A 25,425-nucleotide genomic window follows, 5' to 3' on the forward strand; every position below is an offset into this window, starting at 1 on the left:
CACAGAAATTATTCAGAATGATGAAATATACAACCATACCAAAAACCGATATAAAAGTTAGTAAAATTTGTTTGGGAACCATGACCTGGGGAAATCAAAATACAGAAGCCGAAGGTCATGCACAGTTAGATTATGCTCTGGAACAAGGTGTCAATTTTATCGATACTGCCGAAATGTATCCGGTGCCGGCTAGTCCGGAAACGCAGGGAGAAACCAGCAGAATTATTGGTAGTTGGTTAAAGAAACGCGAAAACCGCGATCAAGTGGTGATTGCGAGTAAAATTGTTGGTCGGTCAAGTGATTATACGGCGCATATAAGAACCTCTGGTTTACAAGGAAACGCTATTGCCGAGGCCGTTGATAATGAATTAAAACGCCTGCAAACCGATTATATAGATTTGTATCAAATTCATTGGCCAGAGCGCGAAACCAATACGTTTGGCAAACGTGATTATGTTCACAATCCGGATGACGAATGGACGGATAACTTTAATGAAGTATTACATAAGATGAATGAGCAGATAAAAGCAGGAAAAATTCGTCACGTTGGGTTGTCTAACGAAAAAGCCTGGGGAACCATGCGTTTTCTAGAAGAATCGAAAGCACATAGCTTGCCTCGCATGAAAACGATTCAAAATGCCTATTCTTTGTTAAACAGAACTTATGAAGGTGATTTAGCTGAAATTTCTATGCGTGAGGATATTGGTTTATTGGCGTATTCACCAATGGCTTTCGGAGTGCTTTCTGGTAAATATATTAAAGGCACGGCTGCCGATAATGCCCGGTTAAAGTTGTTTCCGCGATTTGCACGTTACAGTAGTGAGCAATGTACAGAGGCTACAAGACAATATATGAAAATAGCCGAGGATTATGATATGACTTTAGCGCAAATGAGTTTGGCTTTTGTAAATCAGCAACCATTTGTAACCAGTAACATAATTGGAGCAACGTCCTTAGAGCAGCTCAAGGAAAATATTAGCTCAATTGACCTTAGCTTAACTAATGAGGTTATGGAGAAAATTAATGCCGTTCATGCTGTAATTCCGAATCCGGCAACTTAGTATTTTCATAATTGAGATAAACAGGAAGCCTAGGTCTAGACCTGGGCTTTTTTACTTTTATTAACTAATTTTTATCGGTATAACTTTCCGAAAACGAAATAGTTAATAAGTTTTATTTGTCGTATGCGATAAGCTGATAAATGTTAGGTTTTTTAGGAAATTCGAAGTGTAATTTTGAGAGATATTAACCATTTCTTTTAATTATGATTACTCGAATTCATTATTATTTATGTTTCGTTTTTATTATTACATCATGTAATGAGGCAGTTAAACACTCCAATGATATAGCTTTACATACTGAAAAGCATTGGAGTTATTCAGGTGAAACTTCGCCAGAACACTGGGAAGAGATTGAAAAGAATTCGTCTTGTGGCGGAGCGTTTCAATCGCCAATTAATATTATTCATAAAGATGCAGACTCTTTAGAACAATCTCATTTAAAAATACGTTATAACGCAACTACTTTTATCAGTAAGGTTGAGAATAACGGGCATTCCATTCAGTTTGATTTTGAGTTAGGTGATTCAATAAATTATAATAATAAGACTTCTTATTTAAAACAGATACATTTTCATGAGCCTTCAGAACATAAAATTAATGGGGTAGTATATCCAATAGAAATGCACCTTGTGCATCTTGATGATAATGGAGAAGTTACTGTCTTAGGTGTTTTAGGAGAAGAAGGCGAAGAAAGTCAGTTGTTTGAGTTTTTCGAGAGTTTTTTACCTATTAAAGAAGGAGTTTCTAAGGAAATTAACCAGCATGTAGATTTATCCGGTTTATTATTAAATGAAAAGCAATATTATTCTTATCAAGGGTCTTTAACAACACCGCCATGCACAGAAAATGTAAACTGGGTTGTTTTTAAAGAGCCTATTGTTCTTTCGGAAGCCGAAGTGCTTAAGTTGAGAAATAATATGCCTATTAACAATTATCGTAACGAACAGCCGTTAAATGGAAGGAAAGTAGGTTACAATTATTAAAAGCTTTAAAAAAAAAGAAACCCCTAACTAGAAATAGCAGGGGTTTTTTAAGATTATTTTACCTGGTTACCATCTTTGTCAAAAAAGTGATATTCTAGGTATGTGTAAGCATCTCTTGGTAAAATTTTAACCCATTTCTTATGTTCAAAAAACCATTTTGAACGTATAGATGGAAAACCTTTTGTTAAAAAGGCTGCTATAAAAGGATGTGTGTTTAAAGTCAACTTTTTATAGTCTTTTTTTAATAGTTTTTCAAGATCGTGTGTAATGTTTTGCACGATTCCTATCGGTGCTTCTACCTCAGAATTATTCATAAGTTCATCAGGGTTTTGTTCCCTGGTTTTTATGTTCATTTCTGGGCGTACACGCTGTCTTGTAATTTGTATCAATCCAAATTTACTTGGTGGCAGTATTTTGTGTTTCGCTCTGTCATCTTTCATTTCATCTCTAAAATGATTAAAGAGCTTCTGCCTGTTTTCAGCATTAGTCATATCTATAAAGTCGACTACAATAATACCTCCCATATCGCGTAAACGCAATTGTCTGGCAATTTCGGTAGCGGCTATTAAGTTAACCTCTAATGCGGTTTCCTCTTGGTTATTGGCTTTGTTAGAACGATTACCGCTGTTTACATCTATAACGTGCAGGGCTTCGGTATGTTCTATTACCAGATAGGCACCCTTGGCCATAGAAACGGTTTTGCCAAACGAGGTTTTAATTTGTCTTTCTATTCCATATTTTTCAAAAATAGGAACATTTGATTGATACTGCTTAACTATTGATTCTTTATTAGGTGCAATTTCGTGCACGTAATCTTTAATTTTAATGTAAAGCTCTTCATCATCAACATGAATTGCTGTAAAGGTGTCGTTAAAAATGTCTCGTAATATAGACGAGGCTTTGTTCATTTCACCTAATACTTTACTTGGATGATGGGCTTTGTGTAGCTTTTTGCACATTGCAGTCCAACGACTTAACAAATTCTGCAAATCTTTATCTAGTTCAGCTACCTTTTTGCCTTGTGCTACCGTACGAACAATAATACCAAAACCTGGAGGAGTAATGCTCTTAACCAGACGTTTTAGACGCTCTTTTTCTTCTTTATCTTCTATTTTTTGAGAAATAGAAATACGACTAGAAAAAGGCACTAAAACAATATATCTACCGGCAATAGAAAGCTCAGAGCTTATTCTAGGGCCTTTGGTAGAGATTGGTTCTTTTACTATTTGTACTAATAGCGACTGATTTGATTTTAAGACATCGGCAATTTTACCGTCTTTATCAATATCCTTTTCAAATGGGAAATTTTTTAAAGAAAAATCTTTTAGTTTACCTGTGCTTACACTTTTTGTGAATTTTAGAAGGGAAGGAAGTTTTGGTCCTAAATCATGATAATGCAAAAAGGCATCTTTCTCATAACCTACATTAACAAATGCAGCATTTAGACCAGGAACAGCTTTTCTTATTTTGGCTATAAACACATCACCAACAGAAAAGTTATTACCACCTTCGTCTTTCTGTAATTCAATTAGTTTTCCATCTTTTAATAAGGCAAAATCAACATCATCGGAACTAGATCTAATGATCAATTCTTTATCCATTTAGTTAATTTTTATCCATACTTTCTAGGCTATAGTTTATAATTTTCTGTTTTTTTAGCAAACTGCTAATAGACTAAAAACCAGTAACTAGAACTTAATTGTACAGATGGATTATACATAATATTTTATCTGATGCCAGTAATAGCAACAGATTTCACAGGATTTTTTTAAATCCGTGGAGTTCAGGAAAAGCACAAATGTGCTCACATTCTCTTGAACTCATTTCAAAGAACGTTTTGTTTTGTAAAACCAAAAAAAGTAGCTGTTAACTACTTTTCTTGATTATTTTTTCTTTTTGTGACGGTTAGCGCGTCTACGTTTCTTACGCTTGTGCGTAGCAACCTTATGTCTCTTACGTTTTTTACCACTTGGCATAAATAGTGTTTTTTAAATTAATAATTTCTTTTAAATGTTTCGTTATTTAACCTCTACATTAGTTTTAACGCCTTCTACAAAAACTTTAGCAGGCTTAAATGCAGGAATGTTGTGAGATGGGATTTTAATAGTAGTGTTCTTAGAGATGTTTCTACCTGTTTTTTCAGCTCTAGTTTTGATGATGAAACTTCCAAAACCTCTTAAGTAAACATTATCTCCCGCTTCTAAAGATGATTTTACTTCTTCCATAAATGTTTCAACCGTCGCTTGAACATCACCTTTTTCAATTCCTAATTTCTCAGAAATTTTTGCTACTAAATCAGCCTTCGTCATTTTAATATATTTTTTTAGATTACTATAATTTTAAAAGGGATGCAAATATAGGAATTAAATATTCAATATTTCAAACCTAATTCATTAAAATTTAAGATTATAAACGTTTATTTTTGTTCGCTGTATTTATTTGATTGATGATATTTTATAAAACTTTAAACAATTGGTACTCAAATAATAAGCGTGAATTACCATGGCGGCAAACCACAAATCCGTATTATATTTGGCTATCAGAAATTATTTTACAGCAGACACAAGTCAAGCAAGGACTGCCATATTACAGCGCATTTGTCGCCGAATTTTCGTCTGTTTTTGATCTTGCCAATGCCGACGAAAGTCAGGTTTTAAAATTATGGCAGGGACTGGGATATTATTCCAGAGCGCGAAATTTACACGCAACAGCAAAATATGTCGCCAATGAATTGAATGGTGAATTTCCAGATACCTATAAAGACTTATTAAAATTAAAAGGTGTTGGCGATTATACCGCTAGTGCTATTGCCTCTATTTGTTTTAATGAGGTTGCTGCGGTAGTAGATGGTAATGTGTATCGTGTTCTGTCGCGTTATTTCGGCATCGATACACCTATAAATACCACTCAAGGACAAAAGGAATTTAAAGCTTTGGCTCAGGAGCTTATCGATAAGCAAGATCCGGCGACCTTTAATCAGGCTATTATGGAATTTGGTGCTACACATTGTAAACCTAAAAACCCAAAGTGCGATACCTGTCCGTTTAAAAATAGCTGTTTGGCCTATAATAAAGGTGATATTGAAAATTTGCCTGTGAAGTTGAAAAAAACTAAGGTTAAAACGAAGTATTTTAATTTCCTGGTAATTCTTTCAAATAACAATCAAACTATTTTAGAACAACGTCAAGGAAAAGGTATTTGGCAAAACCTGTATCAGTTTCCTTTAATAGAAACCAAAAACGAAGTAGCTTTTGAGGAATTTAAAAGTTTGGTAAAGGAGCATTCTATATTAAAGGATAAAACCTTTGAGTTATCCTTGTATAATAAGGAGGCTATTGTACATAAATTATCGCATCAGCATTTGCATACAAAATTCTGGATTGTAAAACTTGATGCACCGTTAAATAATGGTGTGGCTTTAGAAACCGTGTCCGACTATGCTGTACCTATATTAATAGGGAATTTTATTGAGGCTTTTAATTTTTAATTAGGTTATACATGGCTAGTCGCAATTTTTTTTTAATTTTAAAAAAATGGAAATCGATTCTAAATAATGAAAAGCAATTCTGTAATTTTGCTTTGTATAAACTATAATATATGTCTGGAACTTTAAATAAAGTAATGTTAATTGGTCATTTAGGTGACGAGGTGAAAATGCACTATTTTGAGGGTGGTGGATGCGTGGGGCGTTTTCCTTTGGCTACTAATGAAACTTACGTTAGCAAACAAACTAACGAACGTGTGACCAATACCGAATGGCATAATATTGTTGTTAGAAATAAAGGAGCCGAAATTTGCGAAAAGTATTTAAGCAAAGGAGATAAGGTGTATATTGAGGGGCGTCTTAAAACCAGAAAATGGCAAGACGATTCAGGCAATGAACGTTACTCGACCGAAATTCAATGTACAGATTTTACATTTTTAACTACTAAAAAGGAAAGTGAAGCACAACAAACAGCAGCCTCCAATACGCCAAGTGCATCACAGCCTGAAAAGCCAGTAGAAAATAAACCTGTTTCAAGCGAACCTATAGAAGATGACGATCTTCCATTTTAAGAAAACGCCAGAAAGCGTTTATGTTTAACTTAAATATTAGTATTTGGACCCTGAGCCCGCCAGTTTTAGTAGTTTAATAGCAGCAGTTGATTATTCAGTTGTTTTTGGTTTTGTGTTATTATTTATACTGCTATGTTCTTCAGCACTTATTTCTGGAGCTGAAGTTGCCATGTTCTCACTTTCACGTAGCGATATTGAAAAAGGTTTAGAGGAGAAGTCTAGACCCATTCAAATCATTTCAGAGTTATTAGACCGTCCTAAGAAATTATTGGCGACTATTTTGGTAGCTAATAATTTTATTAACATTGCGGTCGTTATTTTGTTTGCCTACTTAAGTAGCTTTGTGTTTTCAGGAATAACATCGGCCTTAATAAAGTTTGTGATAGAGGTGGTTATTGTAACCTTTTTAATTTTATTATTCGGGGAAATTTTACCTAAAATTTATGCCAGCCGTAACAATTTAAAGTTTGCGCTGTTTATGGCGTATCCTTTAAAGGTTCTAGATGTTTTATTGTCACCTTTAAGTTTGCCAATGCGAAGCGTAACTCTGGCGATTCATAATAAACTGGGAAAGCAAAAATCTAATTTAAGTGTCGATCAGTTATCGCAGGCTTTGGAGTTGACCAGTGAAGAGGATACGACTACAGAGGAGCATAAAATATTACAGGGTATTGTAAATTTTGGTAATACCGATACCAAACAGGTGATGCGCCCAAGAATTGATATTTTTGCGCTTAATATTGAGCAGAAATATGCCGATGTCCTTGCCGAAATTATAGACAATGGCTATTCCCGAATTCCGGTCTATCAGGATAATATCGATACGATAAAAGGTATTCTTTATGTGAAGGATTTATTGCCATATATCGATAGGAAACAGTTCGATTGGACCAGCTTAATTCGTGAACCTTTTTTCGTGCCTGAAAACAAAAAACTGGATGATTTAATGACGGAGTTTCAGGAAAAGAAAGTGCATTTAGCAGTTGTGGTTGATGAGTATGGAGGAACTTCAGGGCTGATTTCTTTGGAAGATATTATTGAAGAAATTGTTGGTGATATCAGTGACGAGTTCGACGATGAAGATTTAACCTATTCAAAACTCGATGATCACAATTTTGTGTTTGAGGGGAAAACAGCGCTGAAAGATTTTTATAAGATTATTAAAATTGAAGATGAAACGATTTTCGAAGAAAATAAAGGCGAAGCAGAAACGATTGCCGGTTTTGTGTTAGAGATTTCAAAAAGTTTTCCGAAGTTAAACAGTAAAATAAATTTTAAAAATTTCGTTTTTAAAATTGAAGCTTTAGATAAGAAACGTATAAAGCTTGTAAAATTTACCATTCTTGATGAAGAATAATATTTACTTACTCTTATTTATAGTACTATGTATGTCTTGCGGCGACGATTATGTGCCCAAGCCAAAAGCATTTTTAAGATTAGATTATCCGCAGCACAAATACGTTAGGCCTGATTTTACAGGGTTGCCGTTTTCGTTTGAAACCAATAACCTGGCAACCGAAGTAAATGTAAAACCTATGCGAGCAGCAACCGAGAGTTACGGTATAGATTTGCAATATCCTTCAATGAAAGGAACCATATTTGTAACGTATAAGGCTGTTAATAATGATAAAAAAGTATTGGAAAAGTATTTGCGTGATGCTGAAAAGCTGACTATAGAGCACATGATTAAAGCAGAAGAGGTTCCTCCAATGTTTCCTTTTGAAAACAAGAAAGAGAGAGTTTATGGTGTTTTCTCTGAAGTAAAAGGTGATGTGGCTTCGCCAGCACAGTTTTACGTAACCGATAGCGTGAATCACTTTTTAACAGGGTCGTTGTATTTTTACGCGAAACCTAATTACGATTCTATTTTACCAGCAGCAAATTATCTTGAAAAAGATATTCAGCATATTATGGAAACCTTAAGGTGGAAATAAAAAAAACGTCTAGATTTCTAGACGTTTTCTTTTTAAGTTATTGTGTATTGTAAAGCAACAGGGCTTTGTGTCAGGTTTTATTCAATTGAAAAATGTTCAACGGTTTTCATGTTGCTTACTTTATAAGTGTCGCTAACCAAAGTTACAGTTTCTGTTAAGTTTTTAGGGGTAACCATAGCGTCGTTGTATTCAACCATCGCTAGTTTTTTATCGAAATCTACTTTAGCCGATTTTACACCATCCATTTTAGCTAATTTATTTTCAATGGTTTTAGCACATCCCATCATACAAGTCATGCCTTCAACAGTAAACTCTGCTTTAGCGTAAATGGCATTTGGGTCTAACTTTTGAGCAGTATTGGTTGTAGCAACTTCAATAGTTTTTATTTCAGCTTCAGCTTTATTTTTGCAGTTAAAAGCGAGAAGAGATAATAAGGCTATAAAGAATATGTTTTTCATTTTCAATGATTTTAAAAGGTATTAAGAATCACAAAATTAGTAAATAATACGGTTTATTGCTTTTAGAAATTCTAATTTTGTGGCCTAAAACAAAAAAGCTAGGTGAAAAGTCAAAATTTAAAGTGGGTATATTTATTTATACTCTCGTTAATCTGGGGGAGTTCTTTTATTTTAATTAAAAAATCACTTTTAGGGTTAACACCGATGCAACTCGGGGTTTTGAGAAATTTAATAACGTCTTTAATTTTATTGGCTTTAGGGTTTAGAGGCTTGAAAAGTGTAACCTTAAACGAATGGAAATGGTTAGCTGTCTCGGGGCTGGTAGGGTCTTTTATTCCGGCATTTTTATTTGCTATTGCAGAAACTGAAATTGATAGTGCTGTAACTTCGGTACTAAACTCTTTGGTACCCATGCATACGTTTTGGCTGGGGCTGGCCTTTTTTAATATTCCGTCTTCTAAACGTCAGTTTTTAGGTTTAGTTATCGGGTTTATAGGATCTTGTATTTTGATGTTGAATGGCGCTGATATCAATCCGAATCAAAATTACTGGTATGCTGGATTTATACTTTTATCTGGTTTAATGTACGGTTTAAATGTGAATATAATCAAACGTTATTTACATAACGTCAAACCATTAACCATTGCGGCAGGAAATTATACGGTAATCTTTTTTCCGGCCATAATTATGTTGTTCTTTGTAGATTTCTTTTCAGAAAAGACATTTAGAAATCCAGAGTTCAAAATGTCCATGGTGTATATAACAACCTTGTCATTTTTTGGTACAGCGATGGCAAAAATCATGTTTAATAAACTGGTTAAAATCAGTACGCCTGTATTTACGTCGTCGGTTACTTATGTTATGCCTATCGTCGCTTTAATGTGGGGATTTCTTGATGGTGAGCGGTTTAGTTTGGTTCAGGGAGGGGCTAGTTTTGTAATTCTTTTAGGTGTTTTTTTAGTGCATCGCCGACAGTAACTTTCAGATATTCAGTTGCTAATAATTGAATTTAAATTATTTTTTTTCAGGAATTTTCACGAAATTTAAGAGAATTAATTTCTAGTAAAAATGAAAAAAATAGCTCTTCCTATCCGATTTGGTCTGGTTACCAGTGCCGTATTAATTGCTTATTTTCTAATTCTTGCTTTATTTCATAGGCATATTTATCCGGCGTTTAGTTTCTTTAATGCGGTTATAACTGCTTTTGGAATTTACGAAGCTATTAAGCTAACCAAGTTAGAAAAGCCTGAAGCATTTTCGTATGGTGAAGGTTTTAAAACCGGCTTAATAACAGGTTTTATTGCAGCAATATTATTTACATTCTTCTTCTTGTTTTACATCACTGAAATAAATGCAGGTTTTCTATCAGAATTATTTAAAGTGCTTAATGGTGGATTAGATGCTGATACAGGCTTAGTTACCTTTGTTGTTCTAATCATGGGATTCGCCACTACAGTCATTGCAACTCTGGTAGTTATGCAATTTTTAAAAAATAGTACGCAAACTAAATAAAACGTTTGTAAATTAATTAATTAGCAGTATATTTGCACCCGCCTTATATAAGGTTAGTAGTATTTATAACAAATTTAATTAATAAACGTTACGCTATGTACGCAATTGTAGAGATAGCAGGGCAACAATTTAAAGTTGAAAAAGACCAAAAAGTTTTTGTTAATCGTTTAGCAACAGAAGAAGGTGAAGCAGTATCTTTTGATAATGTACTTCTTTTAAGCGATGGTGACAATGTAACTGTAGGCGCCCCGGCTATAAACGGAGCTCAGGTAGGAGCAAAAGTTTTAAAGCACCTTAAAGGTGATAAAGTAATAGTTTTCAAGAAGAAACGTAGAAAAGGTTACCGTGTAAAAAACGGTCACAGACAAGCTTTAACAGAGATTGTTATTGAAAGTATCGTTGCTTCAGGTGCTAAGCCAGCTGCTAAAGCTGAGAAAAAAGCAGAAGCTCCTAAAGCTGAAGCATCTCAAGATTTAAGCGCTTTAACTGTTGCTGAATTAAGAGAAATGGCGAAAGCAAAAGATATTTCAGGATATTCTTCAATGAAGAAAGCCGATTTAATTGCTGCTTTAAGTTAATAACAAAATAAAATCGAAATAAAATGGCACATAAAAAAGGAGTCGGAAGTTCGAAAAACGGTAGAGAATCAGAATCGAAACGATTAGGTGTTAAGATTTTTGGTGGTCAAGCTGCATTAGCTGGAAACATTATCGTTAGACAAAGAGGTAACACACACCACCCAGGTGAAAATGTTTACCAAGGTAAAGATCATACTTTACACGCTCAAGTTGATGGCGTTGTAAAATTCACTAAAAAGAAAGACAACAAGTCTTACGTTTCTATCGAGCCTTTCGAAGCTTAAGAAACAATCTTTTTAAAATATTAAACCCTTTCTGTTTACAGGAAGGGTTTTCGTGTTTAATAATTAAAACTTAATATTAAATACATGTTTAAGTAATACAGGCTGCGTTTTTTTAAGGTTTTTATAAAATAGAACTTTAATTGTGCCTTACTTAAAATTACTTTTATCTCCCTTTTTTTTAATCATGTCTCTTTATTTGCAGGCTCAGGATACTATATATTCTGCTAAAGTTGATTTAAAATTTAGCTCACTTAAATCCCAATTACAGTCTGCGCAAACTAAAAACGACTCGTTTACTGTAGCTTCGGTTTACATGAAGCTTGGAATGTTTTATAGAAGTTTGGGTTTAGACAGTGAAGCTGTAAAGCAATATCATTTAGCACAGCAATTTCATAGTGACACGGATACATTATTTGTTGGTCTTAATAATCATTTAGCTGAAATTCATCTTGACCTTAAACAGTATGGTGAGGCTAAATCATATTTGTTACAAAGCTTGAATGTTTCAAAACGTTTGAATTATAAAAAAGATTTGGCTGAAACGAATGCTTTATTAGGAAGTGTTGCAGAAAAACAAAAGCAATATGAAGAGGCTTTAAACTACCAGGAAACAAGTTTGGTGCTTTTTAAGTCCTTAAATGACAGTACAGGCTTGGCGATAACCAACGAAAATATTGGGAGCATATACGAAGATTTAGAAGATTATGATTTGGCCTATCAGTATTTTTCTAAGGCTTTTAATTATGCGAATCACAGCATATCTGATGTTAAAATTAATATCATCAATAATTTAGGTGATGCCAATCGGAAATCCGGGAATTACGATAAAGCACTTCATTATACACAGCAGGCGTTAAAGTTGGCACGCGAGACAAAAAATGGATCTCAGATTGAAAGTGCTTTAAAGGATCTAGCCAGAACATACGCAGAAAAGGGAGATTTTCACAAGGCCTATCAGTATTTAAGTGACCAGATGATTGCTAATGAGCAAGAACTGAAGCGTCATAATGCGGAATTGGTGAGTTCTATGCAAATTTTGCATGATGTAAAGGAGCGTGAAACAGAAGTTCAGTTGTTGAGTAAACAAAATGAATTAAGTAAACAAAGACAGGTAATCATTGGTTTATTCGCTGTTGCCTTAACAATGATCTTTATTGGTGTTCTGATGTATTTCAGGAAAAAAAAGAAACAAGAAAAAACGATTCTTCAATATAAACAACAGCTACTGCAAGCGGATTTAGAGCGTAAAACTTCCGAAGAGAAAGCATTAAAACGCGAAATAGATATTCAGGTGTCGGCACTTACTAATTATAGTTTGAATCTGGCGCAGAAAAATAAAATGCTTTCCGATGTTTCCAGAACCTTGTTAAATGTAAAAGACAGGAATAGCGAACTTGTAAAAAGTAAACTTGAGAGTTTGGCAAAGGATATTAATTTCGAATTATCACAACAAAATGAATGGAGTGAGCTCTTAGGTTTCTTTGGACAAATTCATCCGGGATTCTTCGATAAATTAAAAGAAAAGGCCAAAGAAGAATTGTCGGCTTCCGATTTGCGTTTGTGCATGCTTATCAAATTAAATCTGTCTTCAAAAGATATGGCATCTATTCTTCATATTACACCCGATAGTGTTCGAATTGCGCGTTACCGTATGCGAAAAAAATTGCCACTTCAGCCTAAACAAAAATTAGATGAGTTTTTGGCAAATGTGTAGCAAAACTTAACGCTATGTTACGCTAATGTTAATGTTGCCTTGTTATATACCCTAAGTACGGTGGTTTGTTACGGTTTGTTAACACTAGCTTTAGCTATTTGAGAGTGTTGGTTGGTAGTTTTGCTCCAAGAATTTAACTAAAAACAATCAACTCAAAAATGAAACACTATTTAGTTTTTTTAATGCTGCTGGGATTTTCTTTAAGTAGCTTTTCACAAACCGGAAATATACAAGGGGTTATTACCGATGAAAATGGTATTACCGTGCCTGGAGCCACTATTGCTGTGCAAGGTTTTAACAAAGGGGCTGTTACCGATTTTGATGGTAGCTATACCATAGTTGGAGTAAACGAAGGGCTTCAAAAATTAGTATTTAGCTTCCTTGGTTATTCCAACGTAGAAAAAGAAGTAACTGTAAAAGCAAATCAAACAGTGACTTTAAATGTTACTATGAGTTCTGAATCTACAACTCTAGATGAGGTGCTTGTAACGGGATATGGTTTAGGCGGACAAGCCAGAGCGTTAAACACGCAAAAAAACAAACAAAACATTACCAATATCGTGTCTACCGATCAAATTGGTAAATTTCCAGATGCTAATATCGGTGATGCTGTAAAACGTATTCCTGGAATTACGATGCAGGTTGACCAAGGGGAAGCGAGAAATATTATAATTCGTGGTTTATCGCCACAATTAAACTCGGTAACTTTAAATGGAAGCCGTATTCCATCGGCAGAGGGTGATAATCGTAACGTACAGATGGATTTAATTCCTTCTGATATGATACAAACCATTGAGGTAAACAAGGCGGTAACTCCAGATATGGATGCCGATGCGCTTGGTGGATCGGTAAATTTAATAACAAGAACATCACCACAAGGGTTCCGTTTATCTGCTACTGCAGGTTCTGGGGTAAATTTTATAACAGACAAACGAATCTTAAATGGATCATTCTTAGTCGGAAATCGTTCTAAAAATGATAAATTCGGATGGATGGTTTCTGCGTCTATCAATGATAACGATTTTGGAAGTGATAACGTTGAAGCAGAATGGGAAGATGAATTCGAATTCAATAACGGAGACGAAGATAACTTAGAGGAAGTTGCTGTAAATCCGTATGCAAAAGTGTTCGAAATTAGAGAGTATTTAGTACAACGTGTGCGCCGAAGTTTCTCTGCTAACTTCGATTATAAATTAAATGAGACTAATAATTTATATTTTAAATCAATCTATAACTGGAGAGATGACCGTGAGAACCGTTTCCGTTTAGAAAATGAAATTTTAGATGGTGAAGATATTGGAGCAGGAGATTTTACTGTTGATGCGAATGGGAATTTAACGAGTTTCCCTGTTGAAGCAAAGCGTCAAACTAAAGGCGGTATTGCCGGCGGACGTAATAAAAATGCACGTCTTGAAGATCAACGTATGCAAAATTACAGTGTAGGTGGTGATCACTTGTTGGGAAGTGTAGAGTTAGATTGGATGGCGTCTTTCTCAAAAGCTTCAGAAGAACGTTTAAATGAGCGTTATTTAGAATATGAAAGTGAATACGGTGTAGCATTTAACAACAATGCCGATAAACCATTATTTACGCCTTTAAATGCTTCAGAAGCAGATTATATATTATTTGAATTAGATGAAATCTCTGAAGAGAATCAGTATACCGAAGAGCAAGATGTAAACTTTTTTGTGAATGTAAAAGCACCTTTAACTTTAGTTGAAGATCAGGAAGGTTTCTTGAAATTCGGATTTAAAAGTCGTTTAAAAAACAAAAACAGAGATAACGACTTTATGGAATTTAGTGATGAGACTGGAGCTTTAGATCTTTTAGGTGATATTCCTACTAAAAACTATTCAGATAATGATTTCTTGGCAGGTAGCCAGTATCAGGTTGGCTCGTTTGCTTCTGCCGATTATTTAGGAGGATTAAATTTTAATGATTCAAGTCTTTTTGAAGGTGAAGATCTTCCAGATGAATATTTAACTGCTAATTTCGATGTAAACGAAAATGTTTATGCAGGTTACGCTATGTTAAATCAGCAGTTTTCAGATAAGTTTTCTGTGTTAGCTGGGGTGCGTTTAGAGCATACGTCAATCGACAGTGAAGGAAATACATTAGTCTTTAACGAAGATGGTGATTATGATGGTACACAGGTTGTTAAGGATAAAGCAAACTATACAAATTTATTACCAGGCGTACATTTAAAATATAATGTAGCTGAAAATACAGTGTTGCGTTTTGCGTGGACAAATACAATAGCGCGTCCTAATTATGTAGATTTAGTGCCTTACCAGGAAATTAATAATGAGGATGAAGAAATTTACTTCGGAAACTCAGAATTAAACCCAACAACATCGATGAACTTCGATGTTATGGCCGAGCAGTATTTTAAATCTGTAGGGTTGTTATCTGGAGGTGTATTCTATAAAGACATTCAGGATTTTATCTATACTAATGTTTCTGAAGACGACAACGGATTTGAAGTTTACAAACCGTTAAATGGAAATGGAGCTACAGTATTTGGAGCAGAGGTGTCTTTACAACGTCGTTTAAATTTCTTACCAGGGTTTGCTAAAAACTTCAGCATTTTCTTAAACTATACGTATTTAACGTCTAACACAGATGGTATTTATAACGAAGATGGTGATGAGCGTACCGATTTAGATTTACCAAACACAGCACCAAATATGTTTAACGGATCGTTAGGGTATGCCGATAAACACTTTAGCGTGCGTTTATCAGGAAACTTCTCTGATGCGTATGTTGATGAAATTGGTGGTCGTGCATTCGAAGATCGTTACTACGACAAACAGTTTTTCTTAGATTTTAATGCTAATGTAGCCTTATCAAAACAGTTAAGTTTATACGTGAATTTAAATAATATCACAAATCAACCATTACGTTATTACCAAGGAGTTAAGGGAAGAACCATGCAAATGGAATACTATGAAAAACGCCTGAACTTTGGTTTGAAATACGATTTGTTTAAAAAGAAGTAAGATTAGATTATAAATGAAAAAATTAAAAATAAATTTAGTTTTAGGTGTCGCAGCTTTAATGGTAAGTTGCGGACCTAAACTCCCCGAAATTGTAGCAACTGCAATAACCGAAACTACACCTCACGATACCGACGATCCTGCGATTTGGGTGAATAAAGCCAATCCGGAACAAAGCATTGTGTTTGGAACCGATAAAGATGAGGTTAATGGCGGAGTTTATGCCTTTAATCTTGAAGGAAAAATAATTCCAGAAAAAAGTTTAACAGGTGTAAGCTATCCGAATAATGTGGATGTAGAATATGGTTTTAAACTGAATGATTCTACAAAAACCGACATTATGGTGTTTACCGAAAGAGAAAAGCACCAGGTAAGAGTGTATTCGGTGCCAGATATGACACCTTTGGATAATGGAGGTTTTAAAGTCTTTGCAGATGAAACCGACATTGCGATGAAGCGACCAATGGGCGTTTCAATTTATAAAAACCCTAAAAATGATGAGATTTCATTTTTTGTAAGTAGAAAAGAAGGACCAACCGAAGGGTATTTATATCAATACGAATTGGTATCAGATTCTTTAGGAGTAAAAGCGAACTTACTTAGAAAAGTTGGCAAGTTTAGTGGACAGAAGGAAATTGAAGCCATTGCAGTAGATGATACCTCAGGATATGTGTATTATTCAGATGAAGGTGTTGGAATTAGAAAATACCACGCCAATCCGGAGCAAGGAAGTGAAGAAATTAGCCTTTTTGGTGAGGGACAATTTAAAGCCGATATTGAAGGTATTGCTATTGCCGATTATGGCGATAAGGGTTTTTTGTTAGCATCAGACCAACAACAGCATACGTTTAACGTATACGATTTGAAGACTAATGCTTTTATTAAAGCAATAAATCTTGGAACAGTAGAAACCGATGGTTGTGATGTTACTACTATGGCTTTGGGAAGTAAGTATCCAAACGGCTTATTTGTTTCTATGAGTGATGATAAAACGTTTTTATATCATGATTTAGCTTTACTTAAGCTAATCGATTAGTTAGTTTTTTTCAATACTTTTAAGCCTTCTCTTTTTTTGGGAAGGCTTTTTTTGTTGATTATTTCGGAATAAATGATTAATTTAATGCAAGTTAAATCCTCAACTAAACAAAAGACTATGCAACTCCCTTTTAGATCTGAAATTAGAAATTCCCCCAAGCAGCAAACCATTAAAATTTATTTAGGTGATGAATCTTTAGATGAGAAGATTAAGGTGCACTTAGAGCATTTTAAGGAAATAGAACATATAGAAATACGGGAAACCGTTGGCCAAAATCGGGCTAATGAAAATATTACGGTATTTTTGAATGATGATGTCGATATTGTTAAGATGCAAAAAGCAATAGATTCCAGTTTGTGGTGGTATTTTGAAGAGGATATGGTTGAAGAATGATTACCACATAATTTAAAACAAAAAAATCCCAAGCCTTGAAGCTCGGGATTTTGTGTATTAAGAGATGCTGAAACACTTCGACTAGGCTGCTCAGTGTGACAGATGTTTTTAGTATCTGTAGTGCTCTGGTTTGAAAGGACCTTCAACAGTTACGCCAATATATTTTGCTTGTTCGTCGCTAAGCTCGGTAAGCTCAACTCCAATTTTAGCTAAGTGTAATTTGGCTACTTTCTCGTCTAAGTGCTTAGGTAACATGTAAACCTCGTTTCCGTAAGCTTCAGCGTTGTTCCAAAGTTCGATTTGAGCTAATGTCTGGTTTGTGAAGGAGTTACTCATTACAAAACTTGGGTGACCAGTTGCACAACCAAGATTAACTAAACGACCTTCAGCTAAAATAATGATATCGTTTCCGTCTACAGTATATTTATCAACCTGTGGTTTGATGGTATTTTTAGTGTTTCCGTAGTTTTCGTTTAACCAAGCCATTTGAATTTCGTTATCGAAGTGTCCAATGTTGCAAACGATGGTTTTATCTTTCATCGCTTTAAAGTGCTCAGCTCTTACAATATCTTTATTTCCTGTTGTTGTAATCACAATATCAGCATTACCAACTACAGTTTCTAATTTTTTAACTTCGTAACCGTCCATAGCAGCTTGTAATGCACAAATTGGATCGATTTCTGTTACAGTAACAATACTTCCTGCTCCTTTAAATGAGGCAGCTGTACCTTTACCAACATCACCATAACCACAAACTACAACACGTTTTCCAGCAAGCATCACATCGGTAGCGCGACGAATCGCATCTACAGCGCTTTCTTTACATCCGTATTTGTTATCGAATTTAGATTTGGTTACAGAGTCGTTTACGTTAATAGCAGGCATTGGTAATGTTCCGTTTTTAACACGCTCGTAAAGTCTGTGAACTCCAGTGGTTGTTTCTTCAGATAAACCTTTAATTCCTGCAGCTAACTCAGGATATTTGTCTAAAACCATATTGGTTAAATCACCACCATCATCAAGAATCATGTTTAACGGCTTTCTGTCCTCACCAAAGAATAAAGTTTGCTCGATACACCAGTCAAACTCTTCTTCTGTCATGTCTTTCCAAGCGTAAACTGCAGTTCCTGCAGCAGCGATTGCAGCGGCAGCCTGATCTTGCGTTGAGAAAATGTTACAAGAACTCCAAGTTACTTCAGCACCTAAAGCTTGTAAGGTTTCAATTAATACAGCCGTTTGGATTGTCATGTGCAAACATCCGGCAATACGAGCCCCTTTTAAAGGTTGAGAAGCACCATACTCCTCACGTAAACTCATTAATCCCGGCATTTCAGCTTCGGCTAATTCTATTTCTTTTCTACCCCAGTCTGCAAGCGACATATCTTTTACTTTATGCGCTACGTAAGGAATCGTTTTTGTACTCATATCAATCTTTGTTTTGTTTTTAAAACTAAACATTCTTGTGGTTAAAACATAAATAGTTAAATTCGCCTGTCAAGAATGTAAAATTGCCTTAGGCGGTGCAAAGATAACTATAACTTTTAGAATATTAAATGCCTCTTTATAAAACCATTACTCCAAATTCACAAACTACTGTTAAAATCTGGAAAATAACAGAGTCGTTTGACGATTTAATGCATGGATTAGACTTAAAACCAGAAAGTTTGAGTCGTGTTTCAGGGATGAAAAGTGAAATGCATCAGCGTGGATTTTTAAGTGTAAGACATCTTTTAAGAGCGTTTGGTTATAGTGATTCTGATTTGTTTTACGATAAAAACGGCAAACCACATTTAAAGGACGGTAAGCAGATTTCTATTACCCATTCGTTTCAGTTTTCGGCGGTGATTGTTAGTGATGGTATTATTGGGATTGATATTGAAAAACAGCGTGAAAAAATTCAGGTCATTGCTCATAAATTCATTGATTATGAATATAATTATCTGGAAGAACATACCGAAGATTATATCAATAAGCTAACGGTAATTTGGTGCGTAAAAGAATCGTTATATAAGCTTTTTGCAACACCGGGACTTAGTTTTAAGCAACATTGTTTAATGATTCCAGCGTCAGACGATGTAAATGAAACTGTCGCTTGGATTGATTACAACGATAAAAAACACAGATATCACGTTCAGTTTTTAGAGTTTGAAGGTTTTACCTGTGCCTACGCAATGGCTTAAATGAAAACGGTTTATAAAGACATACGGTCCGCAGTTGATTCTGGTAAAAAGTTATTAGCCGTTTTAATTGATCCTGACAAGTTTTCAATTGAAAAGATTCCCGATTTTATAACTAAAGTAAATGCTTCGGTAGCAACTCATATTTTTGTTGGCGGAAGCACCGTTGAAGATGACGCGACTCATGTTTTGGTTGAAGTGATAAAAACACACACATCATTACCTCTCGTGTTGTTTCCGGGTGATGTCACGCAAATTACACCTAAAGCGGATGCGTTATTGTTTTTAAGTTTGATTTCAGGAAGGAATCCAGAGTATCTTATTGGGAAGCATGTGGAGTCAGTTTCAAAACTTCGAGGTTTAGGGTTGGAAGTCATTCCAACCGGTTATCTGCTTATTGAAAACGGCAAAGAAACTGCTGTGCAACGTGTAACAGCAACTAAACCTATGTCCAGAGAACATATTCAAAGCATTGTTGATACCGCCAAAGCAGGTGAACTCCTCGGAATGAAATTAATCTATCTGGAAGCAGGTAGTGGAGCGATACAACCCATAACTACAAAAATTATTTCTTCGGTTAAAGCTGATTTAAACATGCCGCTAATTGTAGGTGGAGGCATTCGAACCAAAAAACAATTAGAGTCAGCCTATAATGCAGGTGCAGATATCGTTGTTATAGGGACTGCTTTCGAACAGGATGAATCGTTCTTTAATAATGTAACTATTTCTTAGCCCTTTTTACAATCTTTATATTCGGTGTTTTTGGTTTTTCCATACCGTGACCTAAATAAAAACTGGTATGTGCTGGCTGATTATAACCTACATTCTGCCAGGCTATACTCACGCGATATAGCGGATCGTGCATCAATGTGAATATGCGATGTTCGGTAGGGTAGGGCGTTGAAAAAATTACGAGTTCAGTATTGTCCTCATTTCTCCAAATCACTTCTTCGCGCCAGTCTCCCAAGATATCAGCAATTAAGCATGGATTCGATTTTGTCCAGTTATTACTTCTTAGTTTCATGCCGTCATAATCGTAAGCTTTAAGTAGCATATCGGTAGATTTTGTTTCTGGATTCCATTTTGTGATAACTGTTTTGTCAACAATTTCCCGAAGCAGGTCGCCATCCCACCAACCAAACATATTCCAGCTGGCACCACGACGACCAGCCGTTGGGTAGGTTTTATAAATAACGTCGCCTTTCACATTATGAATCCCAGAACCATTAGAAGCCCAGCTTTCTGCTCCTAAATAATTAGGGTCGATATCGGCAGTAACACCGCGACCAAAATCGCCATCTCCTTTAACACTCCAAAGTACTTCTCCTGTTTTCGGATCTCTAAAATCGATTGCCGGAATGGTTGTTCCGTTGGCTTCTTCATGACACATAAAGTATTCAAGTCCTTTGCGTGTTGGATTGAAATCTCCAAGATGAGCAGCATCACCATGGCCAAATTCTGTGGAATATAATCCTGTGCCATCATGATCTATAGCACAAGACCCAAACTGAATTTCATCAAAGCCATCGCCGTCTAAATCCCCAACAGCGAGGTTATGGTTGCCCTGACCAAAATATTTTTCGTTCCCTTTGGTATTGGTGTCAAATACCCAACGTGTTTTTAGTTTATTATTTTTAAAATCGTAGGCAGCAATAACGGTACGCGTGTAATATCCGCGTGTAAAAACTAGGGATGGGTGTTTCCCATCTAAATAGGCTACGCAAGCCAAAAACCGGTCAACTCGGTTCCCGTAGCGGTCGCCCCAATCGGCAACGTTTCCACGAGGAGGTAAATAAGGTTCGGTTGAAATAAATTCACCTGTTTCCCCTGAAAAAACGCTTAAATATTCTGGTCCTTCCAAAATATAGCCTCTTTCGTTTCTGTAATCGGCATCAGCATCTCCAAGAATATTTCCGGTTCCATCTGTGGTGCCATCAGCCGTTTTGCAAGTAATTTCAGCTTTGCTGTCACCGTCTAAATCGTAAACCATAAATTGGGTGTAGTGCGCTCCAGATCGGATGTTTTTTCCTAAGTCGATGGTCCATAAAACTGAACCGTCGAATTCTAAGCCTTGTAAAAATGTGTTTCCTGTATATCCGCGGTGCGAGTTATCATGAGAATTTGTCGGTTCCCATTTTAATACTATTTCATATTGTCCATCACCATCTAAATCGCCAACAGACGCATCGTTGGCTGTATATTTGTATTCTCGACCGTCAGGAGATATTCCGCCTGTGGGTGCCGTTATCGGAATGGTTTTATATATGTTATTCCAAGTTTTAACAGGTTTAGATTTTTTCTGTTCTTTACCATTAATTATGGCTGAAATACTGTAATATTCATTAGATGTTGTCTTGTCGATATAGTTACTTCCTCCTGTTAATGGGGTTTGGTTTAATTTTATAGATCCTCGATAGATGTTGTAAGAGGCGGTTTCAAATTCGTCAGCCAAAATACGCCAGCTAATTAAAACTTCATTTTCATTGGTTCTAACAGCTACGGTACCACGGTCTAAATCTTCCATTTGGTTTTGGGCGAAAATGGAGATATTAAACAAAAGAAAAACAGATAAAAAAGAAAGTGTATTTAAGGATTTTATTTTTTTGAAATGAAACATTTTAATAAATTGTTTAAGTCAGTTATGTGGTTTAGAATAGTTTGGCTCGGTGTTAAGACTCTCTGAATCAAGAAAAGTTTAATGATAAAATGCTGGTTTTAATCAAATGTATATTTTACATATAATTAGTCTGTCCTGTGGTATCCTGAATCGTAATTTTTCTCTTGATATAAAAGGTAGTACTTTTAAGGTCTTAAAAAAAGACTTATGAAAATATCAGTAGAGCTAACCCTTACGCCGCTACATGACGATTACGAGCCAGCGATTATAAACTTTATTAAAAAGTTAAGAGCTTCAAATTTAAACGTTTTAGAAAACCCTTTGAGTACTCAGGTTTACGGAGATTATGATGAGGTTATGCAGGTTTTGACTACAGAGATAAAAGAAGCGTTTGAACTTATAGAGCGTGGCTTGTTGTATATGAAAATTGTAAAATCAGATCGCTACGAATATGAGCCACATTTTTGATTGGTTGTTTTCGCAATATCAGGGTGTAGATACTTACCTTATCGTTCTTGAGCTACTCGGAGTTTTTTTCGGATTTTTAAGTGTTTGGTATTCTAAGCAGGAAAACATTCTGGTTTATCCAACAGGTATAGTAAGTACCGCAATTTTTGTGTATATTTTGTGGGTGTTTAGCCTTTTGGGAGACATGCTCATTAATGCCTATTACTTTTTAATGAGCATTTACGGTTGGTATTACTGGACGAGAAAGGATGATAAAAATCATGAGGTGCCCATAACAAAAATGACTAAAAAGGAGCATTTATGGAGTGTGATCATTTTTATGTTAACAATGTTTTTTGTGGTAATTGTTTATATTGTAAATGATAAGTTTGATAATTGGACAGCCTACGTAGATACGGTTACGACAGCCATATTTTTTGTAGGTATGTGGCTCATGGCTAAGAAGAAATTAGAAAACTGGACGTATTGGATTATAGGAGATGTTATTTCGGTGCCATTGTATTTTTACAAAGGGTTAATTTTTACATCATTTCAGTATGTGTTATTTACTATAATCGCTATTTATGGATATAAAGCATGGAAGAAGACTTTAAACAACAACCCAGTAGTTGCATAAAAGTAGTGCTATTTGGACCTGAATCTACAGGGAAAACAACATTGTCAAGACAACTTGCTAGACATTATAATTCCATTTGGGTACCGGAATATGCACGAGAATATTTGCAGGATAAATGGAATAATGAACGTAAAACCTGTGAGCCGGGAGATTTATTGCCTATAGCTAAAGGTCAAATAAAGTTAGAAAATGAATTAGCTAAAAAAGTAGACGATATTTTAATTTGTGATACTGATTTACTGGAGACTAAGGTGTATTCCGAAGCGTATTATTTAGGACATTGCGACCCTATTTTAGAAAAATATGCATTAGAAAACACTTACAATTTATATTTTTTAACTAATATTGATATTCCGTGGGAAGCCGATGATTTGAGGGATAAGCCGAACGATAGGGAGGCTATGTTTGAAGCTTTCCATAATGCCTTAGTTGAGAATGAACGCCCTTTTGTATTACTTAGAGGAAGCAAAAAAGAACGTTTGGAAACAGCAGTAAGGCATATTGATAAACTATTGAAAAAGAAAAGTTAATGATTACAGAAAAAGAGGTGATGTTTACCGATAAGGATATCCGTCAAATAGAAAATCACGGTCTTACTCAAGATAAAGTTATTGAGCAAATAGCGCGTCTTAAATCAGGTATGGCGTTTTCGAATTTGGTTGAAGCCGCAACCATTAATAAAGGTATTTTTAAATTCGATAAGCACGAAATTCAGCAATATGTTGATTTGTATAACGATCGATTAAATTCATTAAATGTTTTAAAGTTTGTACCGGCTTCGGGGGCTGCGACCCGAATGTTTAAATTCATTTATCAGTTTTTAAAAGATTATCATGAAGATGAAGAGCGTTTAGGGCATTACCTTAAAACCCATAAAAACTTTTGGGTGTTTGTTAATGGCTTGGAAAAACTACCTTTCTTTCATGAGGTGGTTAGTCAGATTCCAAATTATGCTACTTTAGAAATAGAGGAAAAATATATTGCTTTTGTGAACGTTATGCTTGGCGAAAACGGACTTAATTGTAGTTCATGTCCTAAGGGTTTATTGCCATTTCATAAATATAATGAAGAAGTGCTAACAGCGTTTCACGAGCATTTGTTGGAGTCTACTTTATATGCCTCTTCAAATAATAAGGCAAATTTACATTTTACCATTTCCGAAGGCCATGCCAAAAAGTTTCAAGAGGAGCTTAGCAGGATTCAAGAACATGTTGAAGATAAAACAGGGACTAAATTTGAGGTGTCGTTTTCGTACCAAAGTAAATCCACAGATACCATTGCCATAAAATCTAATAATGAGTTGTATAGAACACCAGAAGGCCATTTATTATTCAGACCGGCAGGTCACGGAGCGTTACTTGAGAATTTGAACAGCCTTGATGCGGATCTTATTTTTATAAAGAACATTGATAATATTGTTGTTTTAGAGCAAAATAAGAAGCAATCTGAGTTTAAAAAGTTGTTAGCAGGTGTTTTATTAGATGCGCAGGAAAAGGCTTTTAATTATTTAAATGAATTAGATAAAGATTCTGTTTCAGAACAAAAGTTATTGGAAATTGCCATGTTTTTAACACATCGCATGAATGTGAAATTAGATGCAGAGTTTGACGATTTCACTTTTAATGAAAAAGTATCTTATTTATATAAAAAGCTAAATCGACCTATTCGAGTGTGTGGAATGGTTAAGAACGAAGGTGAACCTGGAGGAGGACCTTTTTGGGTAAAAGGTTCAAAAGGTGATGTGTCATTACAAATTATTGAGTTTGCTCAGATTGATGTTGATAATAAAGCTCAAAAGGCTATTGTAAAGCATGCAACACATTTTAATCCGACCGATTTAGTTTGTGGAACCAAAGATTACAAAGGCAATAAATTTAATCTGCAGAATTATGTTGATCATAATGCGGCTTTTATAACCTTAAAATCTCAAAATGGGACAGAAATAAAAGCTTTAGAGTTACCTGGTTTATGGAATGGTAGTATGGCTGACTGGAATTCTATTTTTGTTGAAATTCCACTGTCAACATTCAATCCAGTAAAAACGGTTAACGATTTATTGAAACCGGCGCATCAAGTATTGTAATGTTTGACAACGAAGCCCTATTAGAAGAATTACACTTTAAAGCGATAAGAAGCTCCGGAGCGGGCGGGCAGCATGTAAATAAAGTAGCTTCAAAGGTTGAGTTAAGTTTTAATTTGAACGATTCCGTTGTTCTCGACGATCTTCAAAAAGGAAGGCTTCAAGATAAACTTCAAAATAGATTAACCAATGAAGGTGTTGTCATTCTTCAATGTGGTGAAAGTAGAAGTCAACATAAAAATAAAGAACTAATAATAAAGCGTTTTCTAGATCTTATAGAAGACGCTTTAAAAGTTCAAAAAAAGCGTGTGCCTACCAAAATTCCGAAATCTGTTATCAAAAAACGTTTAAAAAGAAAGAAGAATCAGTCTTTAAAAAAGGAAAATAGAAAAAAGCCTAATTTAGACTAAAATTATACTTTGCTATTCGCAATTGGTTATTACCTTTGCGGCGTTCTCATAA

At 35.1% G+C, this 25,425-nt stretch carries 25 protein-coding genes and 1 pseudogene; 21 read left to right on the forward strand and 5 right to left on the reverse strand.

From position 1 onward, the window contains the following. The first annotated feature begins 20 nt into the window (after nucleotides 1-20). Both ICJ85_RS06045 and ICJ85_RS06050 read left to right on the forward strand, forming a co-directional pair. Entirely contained in the window at nucleotides 21-1,061 is a 1,041-nt protein-coding gene (locus tag ICJ85_RS06045) for an NADP(H)-dependent aldo-keto reductase (RefSeq protein ID WP_188223138.1), read from the forward strand. A 203-nt stretch (nucleotides 1,062-1,264) separates the two neighbouring features. Then, the gene (locus tag ICJ85_RS06050; RefSeq protein WP_188222876.1) at nucleotides 1,265-2,044 is read left to right on the forward strand and encodes a carbonic anhydrase; all 780 of its coding nucleotides are present in this window, start codon (nucleotides 1,265-1,267) and stop codon (nucleotides 2,042-2,044) included. A 53-nt stretch (nucleotides 2,045-2,097) separates the two neighbouring features. Here the strand turns inward: ICJ85_RS06050 and ICJ85_RS06055 are convergent, their stop codons facing one another. Together ICJ85_RS06055 and ICJ85_RS06060 are read right to left on the reverse strand one after the other, a co-directional pair. Further along, nucleotides 2,098-3,645 (reverse strand): Rne/Rng family ribonuclease, encoded by a 1,548-nt coding sequence (locus ICJ85_RS06055; protein WP_188222877.1) that lies wholly within the window; start codon nucleotides 3,643-3,645, stop codon nucleotides 2,098-2,100. 417 nt (nucleotides 3,646-4,062) lie between these two features. Beyond that, nucleotides 4,063-4,362, reverse strand: a pseudogene (locus ICJ85_RS06060) (HU family DNA-binding protein); the annotation flags it as partial. 128 nt (nucleotides 4,363-4,490) lie between these two features. Here ICJ85_RS06060 and mutY point away from each other — a divergent pair. From mutY to gldD, 4 genes are all read left to right on the forward strand, one after another. Beyond that, a complete protein-coding gene (gene mutY, locus ICJ85_RS06065; RefSeq protein WP_188222878.1) occupies nucleotides 4,491-5,531 on the forward strand; it encodes an A/G-specific adenine glycosylase in 1,041 nt (346 codons plus the stop codon). 110 nt (nucleotides 5,532-5,641) lie between these two features. Then, nucleotides 5,642-6,100: a single-stranded DNA-binding protein gene (locus tag ICJ85_RS06070; RefSeq protein WP_188222879.1), complete on the forward strand. Its 459-nt coding sequence runs from the start codon at nucleotides 5,642-5,644 to the stop codon at nucleotides 6,098-6,100. A 43-nt stretch (nucleotides 6,101-6,143) separates the two neighbouring features. Beyond that, entirely contained in the window at nucleotides 6,144-7,457 is a 1,314-nt protein-coding gene (locus tag ICJ85_RS06075; RefSeq protein WP_188222880.1) for a gliding motility-associated protein GldE, read from the forward strand. Continuing rightward, on the forward strand, nucleotides 7,447-8,034 hold the full coding sequence (gene gldD, locus ICJ85_RS06080) for a gliding motility lipoprotein GldD (RefSeq protein ID WP_188222881.1): 588 nt from the start codon (nucleotides 7,447-7,449) through the stop codon (nucleotides 8,032-8,034). The genes ICJ85_RS06075 and gldD overlap by 11 nt, the downstream gene beginning before the upstream one ends. Nucleotides 8,035-8,111: 77 nt before the next feature. Here gldD and ICJ85_RS06085 read toward each other — a convergent pair whose 3' ends face one another. Further along, nucleotides 8,112-8,492, reverse strand: a complete 381-nt coding sequence (locus ICJ85_RS06085; RefSeq protein ID WP_188222882.1) for a heavy-metal-associated domain-containing protein — start codon at nucleotides 8,490-8,492, stop codon at nucleotides 8,112-8,114. A gap of 102 nt (nucleotides 8,493-8,594) precedes the next feature. Between ICJ85_RS06085 and ICJ85_RS06090 the strand changes: the two genes are divergently transcribed. The 8 genes from ICJ85_RS06090 to ICJ85_RS06125 all read left to right on the forward strand — a co-directional run bounded on the left by ICJ85_RS06090 (nucleotide 8,595) and on the right by ICJ85_RS06125 (nucleotide 17,005). Beyond that, the gene (locus tag ICJ85_RS06090; RefSeq protein ID WP_188222883.1) at nucleotides 8,595-9,470 is read left to right on the forward strand and encodes a DMT family transporter; all 876 of its coding nucleotides are present in this window, start codon (nucleotides 8,595-8,597) and stop codon (nucleotides 9,468-9,470) included. A gap of 90 nt (nucleotides 9,471-9,560) precedes the next feature. Beyond that, complete coding sequence (locus ICJ85_RS06095; RefSeq protein WP_188222884.1) at nucleotides 9,561-10,004, forward strand: DUF4199 domain-containing protein; 444 nt, start codon at nucleotides 9,561-9,563, stop codon at nucleotides 10,002-10,004. A gap of 95 nt (nucleotides 10,005-10,099) precedes the next feature. Beyond that, entirely contained in the window at nucleotides 10,100-10,582 is a 483-nt protein-coding gene (gene rplU, locus ICJ85_RS06100) for a 50S ribosomal protein L21 (protein WP_188222885.1), read from the forward strand. 23 nt (nucleotides 10,583-10,605) lie between these two features. After that, a complete protein-coding gene (rpmA, locus tag ICJ85_RS06105) occupies nucleotides 10,606-10,866 on the forward strand; it encodes a 50S ribosomal protein L27 (protein ID WP_188222886.1) in 261 nt (86 codons plus the stop codon). A gap of 184 nt (nucleotides 10,867-11,050) precedes the next feature. Next, nucleotides 11,051-12,580 (forward strand): tetratricopeptide repeat protein, encoded by a 1,530-nt coding sequence (locus ICJ85_RS06110; protein ID WP_188222887.1) that lies wholly within the window; start codon nucleotides 11,051-11,053, stop codon nucleotides 12,578-12,580. 158 nt (nucleotides 12,581-12,738) lie between these two features. Further along, nucleotides 12,739-15,579, forward strand: coding sequence for a TonB-dependent receptor (locus ICJ85_RS06115; protein ID WP_188222888.1), 2,841 nt, complete (start codon nucleotides 12,739-12,741; stop codon nucleotides 15,577-15,579). Nucleotides 15,580-15,592: 13 nt separating this feature from the next. Next, the gene (locus tag ICJ85_RS06120; RefSeq protein WP_188222889.1) at nucleotides 15,593-16,612 is read left to right on the forward strand and encodes a phytase; all 1,020 of its coding nucleotides are present in this window, start codon (nucleotides 15,593-15,595) and stop codon (nucleotides 16,610-16,612) included. Nucleotides 16,613-16,729: 117 nt separating this feature from the next. After that, nucleotides 16,730-17,005, forward strand: coding sequence for a hypothetical protein (locus tag ICJ85_RS06125; RefSeq protein ID WP_188222890.1), 276 nt, complete (start codon nucleotides 16,730-16,732; stop codon nucleotides 17,003-17,005). A gap of 108 nt (nucleotides 17,006-17,113) precedes the next feature. Here ICJ85_RS06125 and ahcY read toward each other — a convergent pair whose 3' ends face one another. Continuing rightward, nucleotides 17,114-18,430, reverse strand: coding sequence for an adenosylhomocysteinase (gene ahcY, locus ICJ85_RS06130; protein WP_188222891.1), 1,317 nt, complete (start codon nucleotides 18,428-18,430; stop codon nucleotides 17,114-17,116). Between the two features lie 128 nt (nucleotides 18,431-18,558). Between ahcY and ICJ85_RS06135 the strand changes: the two genes are divergently transcribed. Both ICJ85_RS06135 and ICJ85_RS06140 read left to right on the forward strand, forming a co-directional pair. After that, on the forward strand, nucleotides 18,559-19,185 hold the full coding sequence (locus tag ICJ85_RS06135) for a 4'-phosphopantetheinyl transferase family protein (RefSeq protein WP_188222892.1): 627 nt from the start codon (nucleotides 18,559-18,561) through the stop codon (nucleotides 19,183-19,185). Then, nucleotides 19,186-19,914 (forward strand): geranylgeranylglyceryl/heptaprenylglyceryl phosphate synthase, encoded by a 729-nt coding sequence (locus ICJ85_RS06140; RefSeq protein WP_188222893.1) that lies wholly within the window; start codon nucleotides 19,186-19,188, stop codon nucleotides 19,912-19,914. It abuts the gene before it with no gap. Here ICJ85_RS06140 and ICJ85_RS06145 read toward each other — a convergent pair. Beyond that, entirely contained in the window at nucleotides 19,904-21,706 is a 1,803-nt protein-coding gene (locus ICJ85_RS06145; RefSeq protein ID WP_188222894.1) for a rhamnogalacturonan lyase, read from the reverse strand. The two genes, ICJ85_RS06140 and ICJ85_RS06145, sit on opposite strands and share 11 nt — an antisense overlap. 300 nt (nucleotides 21,707-22,006) lie before the next feature. On the opposite strand from ICJ85_RS06145, the gene ICJ85_RS06150 reads away from it, so the two are divergent. From ICJ85_RS06150 to arfB, 5 genes are read left to right on the forward strand one after another with little or no spacing between them, the layout of a single operon-like run. Next, nucleotides 22,007-22,267, forward strand: coding sequence for a thiamine-binding protein (locus ICJ85_RS06150; protein ID WP_188222895.1), 261 nt, complete (start codon nucleotides 22,007-22,009; stop codon nucleotides 22,265-22,267). Next, the gene (gene pnuC / locus ICJ85_RS06155; protein WP_188222896.1) at nucleotides 22,251-22,883 is read left to right on the forward strand and encodes a nicotinamide riboside transporter PnuC; all 633 of its coding nucleotides are present in this window, start codon (nucleotides 22,251-22,253) and stop codon (nucleotides 22,881-22,883) included. The genes ICJ85_RS06150 and pnuC overlap by 17 nt, the downstream gene beginning before the upstream one ends. Next, a complete protein-coding gene (locus ICJ85_RS06160) occupies nucleotides 22,844-23,413 on the forward strand; it encodes an AAA family ATPase (protein WP_188222897.1) in 570 nt (189 codons plus the stop codon). Before pnuC ends, ICJ85_RS06160 begins: the two co-directional genes overlap by 40 nt. Beyond that, nucleotides 23,413-24,966 (forward strand): DUF4301 family protein, encoded by a 1,554-nt coding sequence (locus ICJ85_RS06165; RefSeq protein WP_241739495.1) that lies wholly within the window; start codon nucleotides 23,413-23,415, stop codon nucleotides 24,964-24,966. Before ICJ85_RS06160 ends, ICJ85_RS06165 begins: the two co-directional genes overlap by 1 nt. Then, nucleotides 24,966-25,373 (forward strand): alternative ribosome rescue aminoacyl-tRNA hydrolase ArfB, encoded by a 408-nt coding sequence (gene arfB, locus ICJ85_RS06170; protein ID WP_188222898.1) that lies wholly within the window; start codon nucleotides 24,966-24,968, stop codon nucleotides 25,371-25,373. Before ICJ85_RS06165 ends, arfB begins: the two co-directional genes overlap by 1 nt. Nucleotides 25,374-25,425 lie beyond the last annotated feature (52 nt).

This window comes from Aestuariibaculum marinum (genome assembly GCF_014596975.1).
Classification (GTDB): domain Bacteria; phylum Bacteroidota; class Bacteroidia; order Flavobacteriales; family Flavobacteriaceae; genus Aestuariibaculum; species Aestuariibaculum marinum.

Excerpts from the sequence above, each read along its gene's own strand:
- ICJ85_RS06110 (WP_188222887.1), top strand. The coding sequence starts at position 11,051 with ATGTCTCTTTATTTGCAGGCTCAGGATACTATATATTCTGCTAAAGTT.
- gldD (WP_188222881.1), top strand. The coding sequence starts at position 7,447 with ATGAAGAATAATATTTACTTACTCTTATTTATAGTACTATGTATGTCT.
- ICJ85_RS06115 (WP_188222888.1), top strand. The coding sequence starts at position 12,739 with ATGAAACACTATTTAGTTTTTTTAATGCTGCTGGGATTTTCTTTAAGT.
- ICJ85_RS06160 (WP_188222897.1), top strand. The coding sequence starts at position 22,844 with ATGGAAGAAGACTTTAAACAACAACCCAGTAGTTGCATAAAAGTAGTG.
- pnuC (WP_188222896.1), top strand. The coding sequence starts at position 22,251 with ATGAGCCACATTTTTGATTGGTTGTTTTCGCAATATCAGGGTGTAGAT.
- mutY (WP_188222878.1), top strand. The coding sequence starts at position 4,491 with ATGATATTTTATAAAACTTTAAACAATTGGTACTCAAATAATAAGCGT.
- rplU (WP_188222885.1), top strand. The coding sequence starts at position 10,100 with ATGTACGCAATTGTAGAGATAGCAGGGCAACAATTTAAAGTTGAAAAA.
- ahcY (WP_188222891.1), bottom strand. The coding sequence starts at position 18,430 with ATGAGTACAAAAACGATTCCTTACGTAGCGCATAAAGTAAAAGATATG.
- ICJ85_RS06095 (WP_188222884.1), top strand. The coding sequence starts at position 9,561 with ATGAAAAAAATAGCTCTTCCTATCCGATTTGGTCTGGTTACCAGTGCC.
- ICJ85_RS06120 (WP_188222889.1), top strand. The coding sequence starts at position 15,593 with ATGAAAAAATTAAAAATAAATTTAGTTTTAGGTGTCGCAGCTTTAATG.
- ICJ85_RS06070 (WP_188222879.1), top strand. The coding sequence starts at position 5,642 with ATGTCTGGAACTTTAAATAAAGTAATGTTAATTGGTCATTTAGGTGAC.
- ICJ85_RS06045 (WP_188223138.1), top strand. The coding sequence starts at position 21 with ATGAAATATACAACCATACCAAAAACCGATATAAAAGTTAGTAAAATT.
- rpmA (WP_188222886.1), top strand. The coding sequence starts at position 10,606 with ATGGCACATAAAAAAGGAGTCGGAAGTTCGAAAAACGGTAGAGAATCA.
- ICJ85_RS06165 (WP_241739495.1), top strand. The coding sequence starts at position 23,413 with ATGATTACAGAAAAAGAGGTGATGTTTACCGATAAGGATATCCGTCAA.
- ICJ85_RS06135 (WP_188222892.1), top strand. The coding sequence starts at position 18,559 with ATGCCTCTTTATAAAACCATTACTCCAAATTCACAAACTACTGTTAAA.
- ICJ85_RS06145 (WP_188222894.1), bottom strand. The coding sequence starts at position 21,706 with ATGGAAGATTTAGACCGTGGTACCGTAGCTGTTAGAACCAATGAAAAT.
- ICJ85_RS06055 (WP_188222877.1), bottom strand. The coding sequence starts at position 3,645 with ATGGATAAAGAATTGATCATTAGATCTAGTTCCGATGATGTTGATTTT.
- ICJ85_RS06140 (WP_188222893.1), top strand. The coding sequence starts at position 19,186 with ATGAAAACGGTTTATAAAGACATACGGTCCGCAGTTGATTCTGGTAAA.
- ICJ85_RS06150 (WP_188222895.1), top strand. The coding sequence starts at position 22,007 with ATGAAAATATCAGTAGAGCTAACCCTTACGCCGCTACATGACGATTAC.
- ICJ85_RS06085 (WP_188222882.1), bottom strand. The coding sequence starts at position 8,492 with ATGAAAAACATATTCTTTATAGCCTTATTATCTCTTCTCGCTTTTAAC.
- arfB (WP_188222898.1), top strand. The coding sequence starts at position 24,966 with ATGTTTGACAACGAAGCCCTATTAGAAGAATTACACTTTAAAGCGATA.
- ICJ85_RS06125 (WP_188222890.1), top strand. The coding sequence starts at position 16,730 with ATGCAACTCCCTTTTAGATCTGAAATTAGAAATTCCCCCAAGCAGCAA.
- ICJ85_RS06050 (WP_188222876.1), top strand. The coding sequence starts at position 1,265 with ATGATTACTCGAATTCATTATTATTTATGTTTCGTTTTTATTATTACA.